Below are 14,268 nucleotides of genomic sequence, written 5' to 3' on the forward strand. Positions count from 1 at the left end.
GCTAGTGGTCGTCCTTCGGACGGCGCCACCAGGGCAGCTCCTCGTCGGGGATCTGGTCGGTGACGTCCCAGTTCGTCGGACGGGCCGACCGGGTGGGAGCGGCGGCGGGAGCCTCGGGTGCGGCCGGTTCGTCGTCCACGTCGTCCCGTCCGGCGACGAACTCCTCGGTGCTCCACGGGAACGCCGGCTGCGCGTCGGTGTGGGCAGCTGCGGTCGTCGGCGCAGGAGTCTCCGCCGCACGCCGTTCCGGAGCGGGTGCGGGGCGCTGCTGCTCGGCGTCGGCACCGGTCACGCGGTCGCGGAGTCCACCTGCTCGCTCACGGAGTCCACCGGCTCGCTCGCGCACACCGTCGGCGGCACCGTGCAGTCGATCGCGCAGGGCGCCCATCGCGGCACGTCCCGACGAGCGGGGCTCGGTCGGGCCCTCGTCGGCCAGGCGCTCCGAGGCGACGGCGTCGGTCTTCGCCCACGCCGGCAGTTCCACGTCGTGGTCGGGATCGCGCGGGGGTGTCCGAGGCGTTTCGCTGGGCGCCGGCACGACCCTCTCGTCGGCGATCGGTTCCGTCGGGTTGTCGACCGTGGCGCGCGGGCGGGCAGCGGTCGAGCCGTCGTGGGACTCCTCGACCACGAACCGGTGCACGTCGGTGGTCCGTCCCGCGCCGGCCTGGTCGAGCGCGGCGAGCAGCGATCCCGTCCCGGCCTCGCTTCCGCTGCGGTCCGCGTCGTCGTCCGCCTCGGTCCAGCGCTCCCGTGTCCAGCCACGGTCGGGCAGGCGGACGAGGTCGCTGCCCGCCGCGAGGGCGATGACCGCCGGCAAGCCGATCTCGAGCGCGGCGAAGCCACCGACGACCAGGGCGTGGGGACCGACGTCGGCCAGCCGTCCGGGGCCGAACGACCCGGACGACACCCAGGCGATCAGCCCGGTCAGGACCCCGGCGACGATGCCCGTCGCGACACCGGCGAGCGCTCGGTGGAGTGCGGAGTCGGCGTTCCCCAGCGCACGGACGAGTCGCGGGCGCATCGAGCCGCCGATCGCGAAGCCGGCGATCACCGGCACCAGGATCCAGACGAGCCCGAACGTGTGGCCCGAGGTCGGCAGTGCGCCGAACACCGGCAGGCCGGGGATCGGGCCGAGGGTCGTGGCGATCGGGGACACGCTCGACCCGGTGCCGATGGCGAACCCGGGGCCGATCAGCCACGAGGTCGCCCACCCGACGAAGTCCGGCAGGAACGCGAGCTGCCCGACGGTGAGGGCGATCCCGCCGATCACACCGGCGTGGGACTGCTCGTACAGCGTGATGACCTCGGCGAACGAGGTGAAGAGGAGGAGCCCGACGACGACTCCGGCGAACGCGACGACGACGGCGGTCGCGGCGGTCCCGGCGCGGAGCCCGAACCCGGCGACGGTCCGCCAGAGCACGGGCACCCGGTCGAGCAGGTCGATGACGCGTTGTGTGGCGGGGTCTGCCGGCAGGTCGCGCCGTCGTCGGCAGACCTCCGAGCTGATGAGCGCCGGGATCCCGAACCACAGGGCGGGCAGGACCACGGACTGCCAGATCGTCGGCTGCGTGGCGGCGGAGGTCGACGACAGTGCGACGCCGAGGCCGAGCACCGCGACGACCGCCGTCCCGACCAGCAGGCCGGTGGTGCGGTGCTCCGTCTCGGCGAACCGACGACCGGCACGGGCACCGAGCCAGGCGGTCACGACCGCGAAGCCGAGCGCCGCGAGCGTCACGTTGATGGGGTCGGCGGCACCGCTGACCCCGGAGCTCTTCGCCACCGCCGACCCGAGCAGGAACGAGACGTCGACGCCGTGGCCGACGAGCCAGACGCTGCCGGTCGCCTTCCAGAACACGTCCCAGTCGACCTGCAGCCCGTACTCGAACCCCCAGAGCAGCGTGAGCGGGACCAGGGCGATCCCGATGCCGACGCCGACCGTCACGACCGCCTCGATCGCGGCGAGCAGAGCGGTTCCCAGGCGGTTCATCGCAGCGAGGATACGTGAGCCGGCCCCGGAACGACGGGAGGCTCGGCGCGGAACCCGCACCGAGCCTCCCGGCTTCGTCCCGGCCGTCTGCCGGGCAGTGGTCGCTAGCGGGCGGCGACGACCTCGCGCAGCAGCGCAGCGGTCTCGGACGGCGTCTTGCCGACCTTGACGCCGGCGGCCTCGAGCGCCTGCTTCTTCGCCTCGGCGGTGCCGGCGGAACCGGACACGATCGCTCCGGCGTGGCCCATCGTCTTGCCCTCGGGGGCGGTGAAGCCCGCGACGTAGCCGACGACCGGCTTGGTGACGTGCGCCTTGATGAACTCGGCTGCCCGCTCCTCGGCGTCGCCGCCGATCTCACCGATCATCACGATGGCCTCGGTCTCGGGGTCGGCCTCGAACGCGGCGAGCGCGTCGATGTGCGTCGTGCCGATGACCGGGTCGCCGCCGATGCCGATGGCGGTCGAGAAGCCCAGGTCGCGCAGCTCGTACATCATCTGGTAGGTCAGGGTGCCCGACTTCGAGACGAGGCCGATCGGACCCTTGCCGGTGATCGTCGCCGGGGTGATGCCGACGAGCGACTCACCGGGCGTGATGATGCCGGGGCAGTTCGGCCCGATGATGCGGGTCGTGCCGCCCTTCGCCTTGGCGTGCGCCCAGAACTCGGCGGCGTCCTGCACGGGGATGCCCTCGGTGATGACGACGACGAGCGGGATCTCGGCGTCGATGGCCTCGAGCACGGCGTCCTTGGCGAAGGCCGGCGGCACGAAGACGATGGAGACGTCCGCACCGGTGGTGTCGATGGCCTCGCGCACGGTGCCGAAGACGGGGAGCGACACGTCGCCGTGGGTGACGGTGGTGCCGGCCTTGCGCGCGTTGACGCCGCCGACGACCTGGGTGCCGGCCTTGAGCATCAGTGCGGTGTGCTTGGTGCCCTCGCCGCCGGTGATGCCCTGGACGATGACCTTGGAGTCCTTGTTGAGGAAGATCGACATGGTCAGTCCCTTCAGGCCGCTGCGGCGGCGAGTTCGGCGGCCTGCTCGGCCGCGTCGTCCATGGTCGCGGCGACGGTGACGAGCGGGTGCGCTGCCTCCGCCAGGATCCGACGACCCTCTTCCACGTTGTTGCCGTCCAGGCGCACGACGAGCGGCTTGGTGGCCGCGTCACCGAGGATGCCGAGCGCGGCGACGATGCCGTTCGCGACGGCGTCGCAGGCGGTGATGCCGCCGAAGACGTTCACGAAGACGCTCTTCACCTGCGGGTCGCCGAGGATGACGTCGAGGCCGTTGGCCATGACCTCGGCCGAGGCGCCGCCGCCGATGTCGAGGAAGTTCGCGGGCTTCACGCCGCCGTGGCGCTCACCGGCGTAGGCGACGACGTCGAGCGTCGACATGACGAGGCCCGCACCGTTGCCGATGACACCGACCTGGCCGTCGAGCTTGACGTAGTTCAGGCCGTGGGCCTTCGCCTTGGCCTCGAGCGGGTCCTCGCTGGCGGAGTCCTCGAGGTCCTTGTGCGCGGGGTGGCGGAAGTCGGCGTTCTCGTCGAGCGAGACCTTGCCGTCGAGCGCCAGGATCTGGCCGTCGCCCGTGCGGACGAGGGGGTTCACCTCGACGAGCGTGGCGTCCTCGCCCTCGTAGACGTCGTAGAGCTTCGAGAAGACGTCGGCCACCTGGTCGACGAGCTCCGCCGGGAACCCGGCCTGCTCGGCGATCGCGCGACCGGCGGCCGCGTCGATCCCGGTGAGCGGGTCGACCTCGACGCGGGCGAGCGCCTCGGGCTTCTCGACCGCGAGCTGCTCGATCTCCATGCCGCCCTCGACGCTGGTGAGCGAGAGGTAGGAACGGTTGGCCCGGTCGAGCAGCACGGAGAAGTAGAACTCCTCGGCGATGTCCGCACCCTGCGCGATCATGACGCGCTCGACGGTGTGGCCCTTGATGTCGAGGCCGAGGATGGCCTGCGCGTGCTCGAACGCCTCGTCAGGGGTCTTCGCCACCTTCACGCCGCCGGCCTTGCCGCGCCCACCGACCTTCACCTGGGCCTTGACGACGACGACGCCACCGATCTTCTCGGCCGCCGCTCTCGCCTCTTCCGGGGTGTCGGCGATGATCCCCTGCAGTACGGGGACGCCGTAGGACTCGAAGAGGTCCCTGGCCTGATACTCGAAAAGATCCACGCTGTTCTTCTTCCCGCACGGTTCGTGCGATCGGCATCGGTTTCCCGGTCGCGCACTCCACATCGAGGGTCGCTCGATGTCGAGACAACGGCCGGGAGCCAGCCTAGCGCCGGACCGTGAACGTCCGGTGCGCGCGATCCCGGCCCGTTCCCCAGCGAGCTCCCGGCACGGTGGATCGGTGAACGCTGCACTCCGCACCCGCACCGCCGACGTCTTCGGCTGGCGCCTCCGCCCCGACCAGGAGTCCGTCATCGACGCCGTGCTCGACGGGCGCGACGCGCTCGCCGTGATGCCGACCGGATCGGGAAAGTCGGCGATCTACCAGGTCGCCGGCCTCGAGCTGGAGGGCGTCGTCATCGTCGTCTCGCCCCTCGTGGCGCTGCAGGAGGACCAGGTCGTCGGACTCGAGCACCACGTGGACGCTCCCCGCGCGGTCGCGATGAACGCCACGAGGAAGGCCCGGGACGTCGCCGAGGCCTGGGACGCGATCGCGGCCGGCGAGGTCGGCTACGTGTTCCTGGCACCCGAACAGCTCGTGAAGGACGACGTGCTCGAACGACTCCGCGACGCCGGTGTCGCGCTCGTCGCCGTCGACGAGGCGCACTGCATCTCGTCCTGGGGGCACGACTTCCGACCGGACTACCTGGCGCTCGGCGAGGTCGTGGAACGCCTCGGCCGGCCGCCGGTGCTCGCACTGACCGCGACGGGCTCCGCTCCCGTGCGGGACGACATCGTCGAACGGCTCGGCATGCGTGACCCGTTCGTGCTCGCCTCGGGGTTCGACCGCCCCGGCATCCGGCTCGAGGTGGTCCGGCACGCCGAGGACGCCGAGAAGCGAGCGGCCGTGGTCGACCAGGTCGTCGGACTCGACGGGGCCACCGTCGTCTACGTCGCCACCCGCGCCGCGACGACGGAGTACGCCGACGCGATGGCCGCCCGCGGTCGTCGCGCGCGGCCGTACCACGCCGGCATGCGGGTGACGGAGCGCGAGGCGGTCCACACGGGGTTCCTCGACGGCGACGTCGACGTGGTGGTCGCCACGAGCGCGTTCGGCATGGGCATCGACAAACCCGACGTCCGCTTCGTCGTGCACGCCGACGTGCCCGAGTCGGTCGACGCGTACTACCAGGAGATCGGGCGGGCCGGCCGGGATGCCGAGCCGGCCGGCGCGACCCTGCACTACCGGGCCGAGGACTTCGGCCTGCGCACGTTCTTCGCGTCCGGTTCGCCCCGTCCCGCGTCGGTCCGCGCCGTGTTCGACGCGGTCCCGGCCACCGGTCCGATCGCCCGGTCGGCGCTCGCGGAGGCCTCCGGTCTGTCGTCACGGACCGCCGGTCGTGCCCTCAACGCCCTGCTCGACGCCGGCGTCCTGCGCGACGACGTCGACGGGGTCACGCGGGTGCCGGACGGCCCGGCGACCGCGGCCCACGCGGCCCGCGCAACGGCGGACCGCGCGGCGGAGCGCGAACGGGTCGAGGAGTCCCGCATCGCGATGATGCGCCAACTCGCCGAGACGACCGGGTGCCGACGGCAGTTCCTGCTCGGCTACTTCGGCGACGAGCTCCCGGAGCCGTGCGGCAACTGCGACACCTGTTCGTCGGGGACGGCCTTCGACGGCGGAGCCCACGTGGCCGACGGCGCGAACGACGACGTCTGGCCGCCGGATGCCCGCGTCGAGCACGCCGAGTGGGGCACCGGCGTGGTGATGAGCACGGAGGAGGACCGCATCACCGTCTTCTTCGAGTCCGCCGGGTACCGCACGCTCGGACTCGCCGACGTCGCGGAGCGCGACCTGCTCCAGCGCGTCTGACGCCCCTGCGCTGACCGGCGGGGGAAGGCGCGGTCGCTCGACCACCCGTCGGCGACCGCGCTCCACTCCCCCGAGCACGGGCGATGCTGCCGTGGCGGTGTGACCGGCAGGTGACCTCCGGGTGAACGCGACACGAAACCGGACGGTCGCCAGGTGCCGGCGGGTAGGCAGGAAGCCCGCAACGGAAAGGAACCACCATGAGCGATCCCGGCATCAGCCCCGTCGACGACTTCGAGGCCCAGCAGCGCCGCGACGACGACATCGACCGCGAGCACGTCGGCCCGTACGAGGTGGACGAGTCCGAGGAGTCCCTCGAGACCGTGACGAACGACGCGGTCGCCGGCGAGACCGTCGAGCCGCAGCCCGGTGACGGCACCGACGACGGCCCGACCGGCGGCTCCCCGCGCGAGGGGTCGCCCGACCTGTGGGAGCACGACGCCGACGAGGACCGCCCGGACCTGGGCAACGACCTCGGCACCAAGCCGCTCTGACCAGCGGTCCCCAGGGACCCGCGGAACACGGCCCGTAGCATCGGGCCGTGTTCCGTCGTGTCCGTGCCAGCGTCCGCAGCATGCCGTCGGCCGCCCGCCTGGTGGCGATCGCGGCGATGCTGCTCGTCGGGGCCTCGGCGCACCTCGCCGCGCAGTCGGAGCCCGCGGGACGATGGGTCCCGCTCCTCGCGATCGCGGTGGTCGGAGCCGTCGTCACCGGAGCACCGAGCCGCCGCTGGCCGCTCCCTGCGATCTGGCTCGTCGCCACCCTGCTCGCCCTGACGGGCGACGTCCGGGTCGACGGCACGTACCTGGTGATCGCCCTCGCGACCGGTGCGGTCGCGCTCCTCGCGGCGATCGCCGCTGATCTCGTCCCCGTCCTGCGGGCGCGACGCCGACGGGGTGGACCGTGACCACCCCACGGTCTGGAGGCCCGGTGTCGGGCCCGCCACGTCCCTCCAGTCACGGCCGTCACCCCGCTGGCGCGGTGCGCCGGAACCGGCTGGTGGGGCCCACCTCCCGTCCGTCGTCCGGTCGCGTCCACAACCGCGACCTGCGTCGGTTCCTCGCCGACAGCACTCCCGTGGCCGCGGGCGGCCGCGCCATCCTGCTGCAGATCGCCGACCCGGTCGTCGCGGCGGGCGTCCGCCGGCACTCGGACTTCGCACGACGACCGCAGCAGCGGCTGGCCCACACCCTGATGTTCGTGTACGCCGTCGTCTCCGGCACGGAGCAGGACGCCGCGATCGCCGCCCGTTTCGTGAACCGAGCCCACGTCCCCGTGACCGGCGCGGACGACGTCGACCGGCAGCTGTGGGTGGCCGCGACCCTGTTCGACTCGGCACGTCGGGCGCACGACCTGTTCGGTGCGCCCGTCACGGCGGAGCGGGCGGAGGACGTCCTCGCCGCCTACGCCCCGATCGCGACGACGCTGCGGGTGCCCGCCGATCGCTGGCCGACGTCGGTCGCCGCCTTCGACCGGTACTGGGCGGACACGCTCGACCGGCTCGAGGTCACCGACGACGCCCGCGGGGTGGTGCGGGACCTGCTGCACCCGCGGTTCGCGCCGCTCTGGGTGCGCGCTGCGATGCCCCTGGTCCGGATCGTCACGGTGGGGATGCTGCCGGAACAGCTGCGCGCCGCGTACGGGTTCGCGTGGGGGCCGCGCGAGCAGCGGCGGTTCGGTCGGACGGTCGCGCTGGTCGGCGGTGTGCGGTCGGTCCTGCCCGGCGCACTGCTGCGGCTGCCGGGCCCGCTGCTGCTCCGGGCGATGCGCCGGACGGCCGGGCGACACGCCACGGTACGGTAGCGGGCATGTCGGTCGACCACTTCGCCATCACGGTCCCCCGCTCCTGGTTCGAGCTGCCCGTCGAGCCGGAACGCCGCGACGACCGGATCAGCGCCCTCGTGCAGGAGCGCATCGAGGACCAACGCGAGCTCTGGGACCACCGCACCGAGATCGTCCGGGCGCTCCGCCGGTTCGCGCGGTCGGCGTGGGACAGCGGTGCCCGGTACTGCGCGGCCTTCGCCGAACCGAGCGAGGACGGCATCGTCTCCGGTGCCCTCACCGTCACGGTCCTGCCCGCGCCCGAGGCCGGCGGCGACCCGCTCGCCGCCCTGACCGACCACGTCGCCGCGCTCGGTGGTGACGACGACGGCATGCACGTCGACGTGCACGAGGTCCCCCGGATCGGCCGTGTGCCGCGTGTCTGGGGTGTCTCGACCGTGCAGGCACCGGACGGCCGCGGCTCGTTCGACGTCGTGCTCATGCAGACGTTCGTGCCGGCCGGTGACCAGGTCGCACTGGTGAGCGTGTCCTCGCCCGCGACCGACCTGGCCGAGCCCCTGTACGAACTGTTCGAGACCGTGACCGACACCTTCGAGCTCATCGACTCCGCCACCGTCGGCGGTGGGGTCGACTGATGCGGATCTGGCCGTTCCGGAAGCGCCGGAAGCCCGTCGAACCCGTCGTCGAGCGGGTCACCGTCGACGACCTCGCGCGGATGGCGCAGCGCGGCGAACTCGCGCGTGCGGTCGTCACGCCGCCGCCGGCTCCCCGCGCCAGTGCCGACCGGGTGCGGGCGACCGTCGCGCAGCTGCCCGGGCGTCCGCTCGGCTCCGCCGGTGGGGCGGCTCGACGCGACGCGGCTCCGGCGCGCCAGACCGCTGCCGCGGTCCTGGTCCTCGACGACCACCAGCGGGTGACCGTGTCCGGCGGCGGGCTGATCGGCCGCGACCCGGCGAGCGCCCACCCGGACGGCGGCTACGCGCACATGATCGCGCTCGAGGACCCCGACAAGCTGCTCAGCCGCACGCACCTGGAGTTCGGGTTCGGCGCCGAGGGCTCGCTCTGGGTGCTCGACACGGCGTCGGCGAACGGGGTCGAGCTGCGGCGGCCGGGGTTCCCGGCGACGATGGTGCCGCCGGCGCAGCGCACGGTGGTGCAGCCGGGCGACGTCGTGGTGTTCGGCGGACACACCCTGCGCGCCGAACCGCGGACCGCGCTGGTCGGCGACGCCCCACTCGGCTGACGGAGCGTCGCGTCAGTCGGCGGGCACCTGCACGAGTCGCAGTGCCTGGTCGGCGTCGTTGAGCAGCGCTCGTCCCGGCACCCGGTCCTGCGTCACCAGGCTCTTCGACAGCTTCGTGCCGATCAGGTCGCCGTCGACGGTGCTGAGCGGCGCGAGCAGCATGCCGCGACGGGCCTTCTTCGCGTCGACCTGCCAGCCGCGGAACCCGCTCGCGACGCCCTCGACGTCGCCGGCGATGATGAGTCCGACCGAACGGCCCCGGTCGGAGTCCATGATCGCCCGGAACACCGGTTCGGCCGGGGTCTCCTTGAGCGCCTCGGCGTCGTCGACGAGCACGAGCGTGAAGCCGTCCGAGCCGGTGTCGACCGCGGCCGAGAGCCCCTCGGCCCCGATCCCGGCGTCGGTGACGACGGTCGCGCGCGGTGCGCCCTCGAGCGCGCGGAGCGGGGAGTCCCGCGGCGTGACCGCGACGACCGACCCACCGGCCGACAGCACGTGCCGGGCCATCGCGACGAGCGCCGTGCTCTTGCCGGACCGCGGACTGCCGGCGACGATGAACACGGGGGTGTCCTGCACGAAGTCGTGCGTGAACAGCCGGAGCTCGTCGCCGCCGACGCCGAGGGCGACCCTGCCGACCGAGGCCTCCGCCGACGGCAGGTACCGCACGGCCTCCTCGAAGGTGATGGACCTGGGCAGCACGTCGATCCGGAACGGCTTCGGCACGGTCGCGGGGACGTGGGCGCGGACCTCGTCGCCGATGCCGCGGAGCGCCGCCGCCTGGTCGCGTCCACCGAGGCCGCCGGGCAGCACGGCGACCTGGGTCTCCGTCGCGGTGGCGTTCCGGAAGCCGCGGCCGGGCGGGATCGACTCCGGCAGCTTCTTGCCGTTGATGCCCTCGTAGTTGTAGTCGCCGCGGTCGGCCAGGGCGAGCAGCAGCTTCCGCTCCACCTGGCTCGACATCCGGCCGGAGGTCAGGGTGCGGTCGCCGGAGACGATCAGGTGCACGCCGACGCCGACGCCCTCGCGCAGCAGCGTCTGGACGGCGTCGTGCAGCGCACCGTTCTCGGCGTCGGCCAGGGTCGCCATGAAGCTCTCCCACTGGTCCAGGAACACGACGACGTGCGGCAGCGGGGTGGTGTGCTCGTCGGACCGCTGCTCGGCGATGGACGAGTAGCCGCCGCTCGCGAACGCCGCCTGGCGCTCCTGGACGGTGCGGAGCAGGATGCCGAGCAGCCGTGAGACCCGGTCGGGCTCGTGCCGCTGCACCACGGCACCGCAGTGCGGCAGGGCACCGAGCGCGAGCAGGGCGCCGTTGCCGCAGTCGATCCCGTACAGGTGCACGTCGCCGACGCCGAGGCGCAGGGCCATCGCACCGGCCAGGGTGCGGAGCGTCTGGCTGCGGCCCGAGCGCGGCGACCCGATGACGAACAGGTGCCCGTCGGCGTCGAGGTCGAACACCGCGGGGCGCTGCTGCTGGTCGCCGGGGTGGTCCTCGATGCCCCAGGCCACGGCGAGCGGCGGCAGGTCCGCGGTGCCGGCAGCACCGGCGGCTTCGACGTCGTCGAGCCCGACGACCGCGCCGAGCGGGGGCAGCCAGGGCTTCCGCTGCTCGGGGGTGCCGAGGGCACGGGTGGCGTCGCCGATCGACGCGACGAGGACGCTCAGGTCGGTGACCTCCACGTCGCTGGCGGCGGCCTCGACGGCTGCCGGGCGGGGGGCTGGTTCGCTGTACGAGGCGAAGGTGAGCTCGCGGACCAGGGCGGGCCGGGCCTCCTGGTCGTCCGTGCCGGGCCGGCGGCCGCCCACCCGACCGGACTGGAAGGGCAGCAGCGAGGCGGCACCGAGCCGCACGTACGCGCGACCCGGCGTGGTCTTCGCGATCCGCGCGGCGTCGTTCGCGCCGATCACGTCCTGGCTCTCGGACTGGTCGGTGACACGCAACGCGATCCGGAGGTTCGTGTTCGCGCGGATCTCGGGCGACACGACACCGCCGGGGCGCTGCGTGGCGAGCACGAGGTGGATGCCGAGCGACCGCCCGCGCTGGGCGATGTTGACCAGGCCCTTGACGAAGTCGGGCAGCTCGCGGGCGAGCGAGGCGAACTCGTCGATGACGATGAGCAGCCGCGGCAGGCTCGGGATCGCGTCGCCCGACGCGGCGCGCTTCGCCTGCAGGTCCTGGTAGTCCTCCAGGTCCTTCGCACCGACCTCGGCCAGGGCGTGCTCGCGGGTACGGAGCTCGGCGCCGAGCGACTCGAGCGCACGCTCCACCTGGTGGGTGTCGAGGTCGGTGACCATGCCGACGGTGTGCGGCAGGTCGACGCAGTCCTTGAACGCCGCACCGCCCTTGTAGTCGACGAGCACGAAGTTCATCTCGTCCGGCCGGTTCGCGACGGCGAGCGACGCGACGATCGTCTGCAGCAGCTCCGACTTGCCGGAGCCGGTGGTGCCCGCGACGAGTCCGTGCGGGCCGTCGTTCCGCAGGTCGATGGCGAACGGCCCGTCGATCGACGCGCCGATGACGGCGGTCGTGCTGCGCCCGCCGAGCAGCCACCGGGCCTGCACGGCCTCGGACGTCGGCGGTTCGAGCTGGAGGACGTCGAGCAGCCGCGCGGACGACGGGATGGCGCCGTCCTGCACGTCCGGGCTGGCGTCGACGATCGGCGACAGCGAGCGGGCGACCCACTCGAGCCAGTCCTGGTCGACCAGGTCGGGTCGGGCGTCGTCGATGCGCTCGCTGCGCTGCTGGGTGACCCGGATCCGGTCGTCGCGGACGACGACCACGGCGTCGCACTCCTCGGGCAGGAGCCGCTCGTCCAGGTCGAGGCAGATGCTGAAGACCCCGACCGCCGGCCCCTCCTTGAGCACCTGCACGAGTGACGGCATCGCACGCAGGCGCCTGGCGCCGTCCATCACGACGACGATCTCGTCGGCCGGCGGGGTCTTCTTGCCGATCCCCGCCTCCTTGCGGGCGTCGATGATCGCGGCGAGCTCGGCGATGGCGCGCGCGGTCGTCGCGGCGTTCGACGCGATGCTCGTCATCGGCTGGTCGGCGCCGTCGCGGCGCACGTGCGGCAACCAGGACATCCACTCCCACAGCGCGGTGCGGGTGGTGTCGGTGAGCAGCGTGAAGGTGACGTCCTTCGGGCTCTGCAGCGTCGCGAGCTGCGCGACCACCCAGTTCGCCAGCCTGCGGGCGTCGTCGTCCGGACCAGCGATGCCGATCACGCCACGCTCCGCCAGGCGGATGCGGACCGGCACGTCGGTCGCGTCCCAGGCGACTGTCCGCTTGTGCGACAGCTGTTCCGGGTCCTCGATGGTCACCTCGGACCGCTGCGTTGCCGTGCCGACACGGACGAGCAGGTGGTCGGGGTCCGTCCGGCGTCGCTCCCACAGGCGCGGCAGCGGTGTCACCGCGGTCTCGTAGACGGCAGCCGGGTCGGGGGCGCTCGCGATCCAGCGCGCCCGCTCGGACTGGAGGCTCTCGGTCGCGTCCGCCTCGATGCGCGCCTTGGTGTCCTCGTACTCCACGATCCGCTGGCGGTACGTCTTCTTGCCCTGCCGGCGGCCCTGGAGGCCCGTGATGATCATCAGGATCGGTGACAGCAGGGCGATGAGCAGGTAGATCCAGCGACCGGTGGTCGACACGAACATCACGGCCATGCCCATCGGCGCCAGCGCCATCAGGATGGGCAGCGCCCGCGCCGGGGGCTCGGTCGGCGGGGCCGGGAGCTGGTAGCGGGTGTGCTCGTCGGGCGGCAGGATGCGCGGCGGCCGGTTGTACTCGAGCGACATGCCGTCGTCGGCGAGGGACAGGTGCGCCCCGCGGTCCGGCGCGCGACCGAACCCGAGCAGGACCCCGCCGATCGCGAGCTGCGCGGTCTCCGGCCAGTCGGTCTCCTCGGTGACGGCAGCACCGTCGAGCACCGCGCCGGCGAAGCCGTTCGCCGGACGGACCGTGGCGCCGTCGGCCGTGACCGAGACGAGCAGGGCGACCTCCGGAACGGTCTCGGCTCCGGACGCCTCGGCCTCGACCTCGTCGGTGGTGCTCACCGGCACACGGACCGTGGCGTTCGTCGCCGTGCCGATCGTCACCGTGCCGGTGCCCACCCGCACGATGGTCCCGGCGTGCAGCCCGGACACGATCCGGATCTCGGCATCGGTCAGTGGGCGGAGCGGCTGCGGCGGCACCTGCTCGAGGCTGCGCGCCACCACCACGCCCTCACGCACACCGGACTCGGCGACCGTCGCGGCCAGGTCGAGCGGCTGCTCGCCGACGAAGTACGCCGGGGTCCGTCCGGATGCCACCACGTCCGTCGCGATGAGGCGTTCGGCCTCGGCGACGAGCTCGCCGACCGCACGGGTGTCGTCCCCGTCGACGTAGACGTTGGCGGTCTGGCCGCTCTCGCGGTCGACCATCGTGAACGTGAAGGTCATGGCATCCCCCGTAGCGTTGACTACATGTCGCAGGACGATGGTAGTGTCCCCTGCAACACGCCCCGTTGGGGGGACATGACGAAACTCCGGGGAAAGGGAGTCACACCGTGGCGAACATCAACGTCTCGTACGCAGACCTCGAGGCAGCAGCCTCCGACCTCAAGGCGGGCCAGGCGGACATCGAAGACCGCCTCTCCGCACTGCAGCGCAAGATCCAGCAGCTCATCTCCGACGGCTACGTCACCGACAAGTCGTCCGTCGCGTTCGGTGAGTCCTACGACGAGTTCAACCGTGGCGTGACCCAGACCGTCCAGGGCCTCGAGGGCCTGTCGACGTTCCTGTCGAAGGCGTCGCAGACCCTGTCCGAGACGGACGAGTCGCTCGCTTCCGGCCTCAAGGGCTGAGACCGTCGTCGACCCCGTGCCCCGCGATCACGTGGGGCACGGGGTCGTCGCGGTTCTTGTGGCGCCGTCGTGGCGGCGCCGGTTCGTGATCGGGGAGGGATTGTTCCGTGGCAGGCAGACTGCTGGTTGACCTGATGGGGCTCGGGGAGCTCCAGACCGACCTGACGACCGTGCACAGCACGCTCGAACAGGCGCACAAGCGCGTCGACGCGTCCGACGACGAGATCGGATCGGGGACGGTCCAGAACGCCCTGCACGACTTCGACCACCGCTGGGGCGACAAGCGCGACAAGATCAGCGACTCGACGAAGGCGTTGGCGGACATGCTCAGCGCATCCGTCGAGACCTACACCGAGACCGACGCGCAGCTCGCACAGGCGCTGCAGGTCAACGACGAGAACGGCGGCGGCGGACCCGCTGCCTCGAGGGCGGTGTAGT

Annotated in this window: 12 protein-coding genes; 8 read left to right on the plus strand and 4 right to left on the minus strand. The window is 72.8% G+C overall.

The features are described from left to right. Position 1: 1 nt before the first annotated feature. The 3 genes from ACGH48_RS17130 to sucC form a co-directional block, all read right to left on the minus strand. Positions 2 to 1,987, minus strand: coding sequence for a DUF6350 family protein (locus tag ACGH48_RS17130; protein WP_396289484.1), 1,986 nt, complete (start codon positions 1,985 to 1,987; stop codon positions 2 to 4). Positions 1,988 to 2,091: 104 nt separating this feature from the next. Next, complete coding sequence (sucD, locus tag ACGH48_RS17135) at positions 2,092 to 2,979, minus strand: succinate--CoA ligase subunit alpha (protein WP_123311858.1); 888 nt, start codon at positions 2,977 to 2,979, stop codon at positions 2,092 to 2,094. Between the two features lie 11 nt (positions 2,980 to 2,990). After that, complete coding sequence (gene sucC / locus ACGH48_RS17140; protein WP_396289486.1) at positions 2,991 to 4,160, minus strand: ADP-forming succinate--CoA ligase subunit beta; 1,170 nt, start codon at positions 4,158 to 4,160, stop codon at positions 2,991 to 2,993. A gap of 178 nt (positions 4,161 to 4,338) precedes the next feature. Here sucC and ACGH48_RS17145 point away from each other — a divergent pair, with 178 nt between their 5' ends. The 6 genes from ACGH48_RS17145 (at position 4,339) to ACGH48_RS17170 (ending at position 8,992) form a co-directional block, all read left to right on the plus strand. Then, positions 4,339 to 5,970, plus strand: coding sequence for a RecQ family ATP-dependent DNA helicase (locus ACGH48_RS17145; protein ID WP_396289487.1), 1,632 nt, complete (start codon positions 4,339 to 4,341; stop codon positions 5,968 to 5,970). 197 nt (positions 5,971 to 6,167) lie between these two features. Then, positions 6,168 to 6,461, plus strand: coding sequence for a hypothetical protein (locus tag ACGH48_RS17150; protein ID WP_123311852.1), 294 nt, complete (start codon positions 6,168 to 6,170; stop codon positions 6,459 to 6,461). 47 nt (positions 6,462 to 6,508) lie between these two features. Then, a complete protein-coding gene (locus tag ACGH48_RS17155; RefSeq protein ID WP_396289489.1) occupies positions 6,509 to 6,874 on the plus strand; it encodes a hypothetical protein in 366 nt (121 codons plus the stop codon). Between the two features lie 92 nt (positions 6,875 to 6,966). Beyond that, positions 6,967 to 7,770 carry an oxygenase MpaB family protein gene (locus ACGH48_RS17160; protein ID WP_396289490.1) on the plus strand — a complete coding sequence of 268 codons (804 nt, stop codon included), beginning with the start codon at positions 6,967 to 6,969 and terminating at the stop codon, positions 7,768 to 7,770. A 5-nt stretch (positions 7,771 to 7,775) separates the two neighbouring features. Further along, positions 7,776 to 8,384, plus strand: a complete 609-nt coding sequence (locus tag ACGH48_RS17165; protein ID WP_396289491.1) for a hypothetical protein — start codon at positions 7,776 to 7,778, stop codon at positions 8,382 to 8,384. Further along, positions 8,384 to 8,992 carry an FHA domain-containing protein gene (locus tag ACGH48_RS17170; protein ID WP_396289492.1) on the plus strand — a complete coding sequence of 203 codons (609 nt, stop codon included), beginning with the start codon at positions 8,384 to 8,386 and terminating at the stop codon, positions 8,990 to 8,992. Before ACGH48_RS17165 ends, ACGH48_RS17170 begins: the two co-directional genes overlap by 1 nt. Before the next feature lie 12 nt (positions 8,993 to 9,004). Here ACGH48_RS17170 and ACGH48_RS17175 read toward each other — a convergent pair whose 3' ends face one another. Beyond that, complete coding sequence (locus tag ACGH48_RS17175; RefSeq protein WP_396289494.1) at positions 9,005 to 13,426, minus strand: FtsK/SpoIIIE domain-containing protein; 4,422 nt, start codon at positions 13,424 to 13,426, stop codon at positions 9,005 to 9,007. 107 nt (positions 13,427 to 13,533) lie between these two features. Between ACGH48_RS17175 and ACGH48_RS17180 the strand changes: the two genes are divergently transcribed. Together ACGH48_RS17180 and ACGH48_RS17185 are read left to right on the plus strand one after the other, a co-directional pair. Beyond that, positions 13,534 to 13,830, plus strand: coding sequence for a WXG100 family type VII secretion target (locus ACGH48_RS17180; RefSeq protein WP_071404660.1), 297 nt, complete (start codon positions 13,534 to 13,536; stop codon positions 13,828 to 13,830). Positions 13,831 to 13,937: 107 nt separating this feature from the next. After that, entirely contained in the window at positions 13,938 to 14,267 is a 330-nt protein-coding gene (locus ACGH48_RS17185) for a DUF6507 family protein (RefSeq protein WP_396289496.1), read from the plus strand. Position 14,268 lies beyond the last annotated feature (1 nt).

Origin of the sequence: Curtobacterium pomorum (assembly GCF_044497295.1) — a bacterium.
In the GTDB taxonomy this organism is placed as follows: Bacteria; Actinomycetota; Actinomycetes; order Actinomycetales; family Microbacteriaceae; genus Curtobacterium.

What these genes read in the sequence shown, in the direction of transcription:
- ACGH48_RS17130 (WP_396289484.1), bottom strand. Translation starts at nt 1,987, where the DNA reads ATGAACCGCCTGGGAACCGCTCTGCTCGCCGCGATCGAGGCGGTCGTG.
- ACGH48_RS17175 (WP_396289494.1), bottom strand. Translation starts at nt 13,426, where the DNA reads ATGACCTTCACGTTCACGATGGTCGACCGCGAGAGCGGCCAGACCGCC.
- ACGH48_RS17165 (WP_396289491.1), top strand. Translation starts at nt 7,776, where the DNA reads ATGTCGGTCGACCACTTCGCCATCACGGTCCCCCGCTCCTGGTTCGAG.
- ACGH48_RS17150 (WP_123311852.1), top strand. Translation starts at nt 6,168, where the DNA reads ATGAGCGATCCCGGCATCAGCCCCGTCGACGACTTCGAGGCCCAGCAG.
- sucD (WP_123311858.1), bottom strand. Translation starts at nt 2,979, where the DNA reads ATGTCGATCTTCCTCAACAAGGACTCCAAGGTCATCGTCCAGGGCATC.
- ACGH48_RS17170 (WP_396289492.1), top strand. Translation starts at nt 8,384, where the DNA reads ATGCGGATCTGGCCGTTCCGGAAGCGCCGGAAGCCCGTCGAACCCGTC.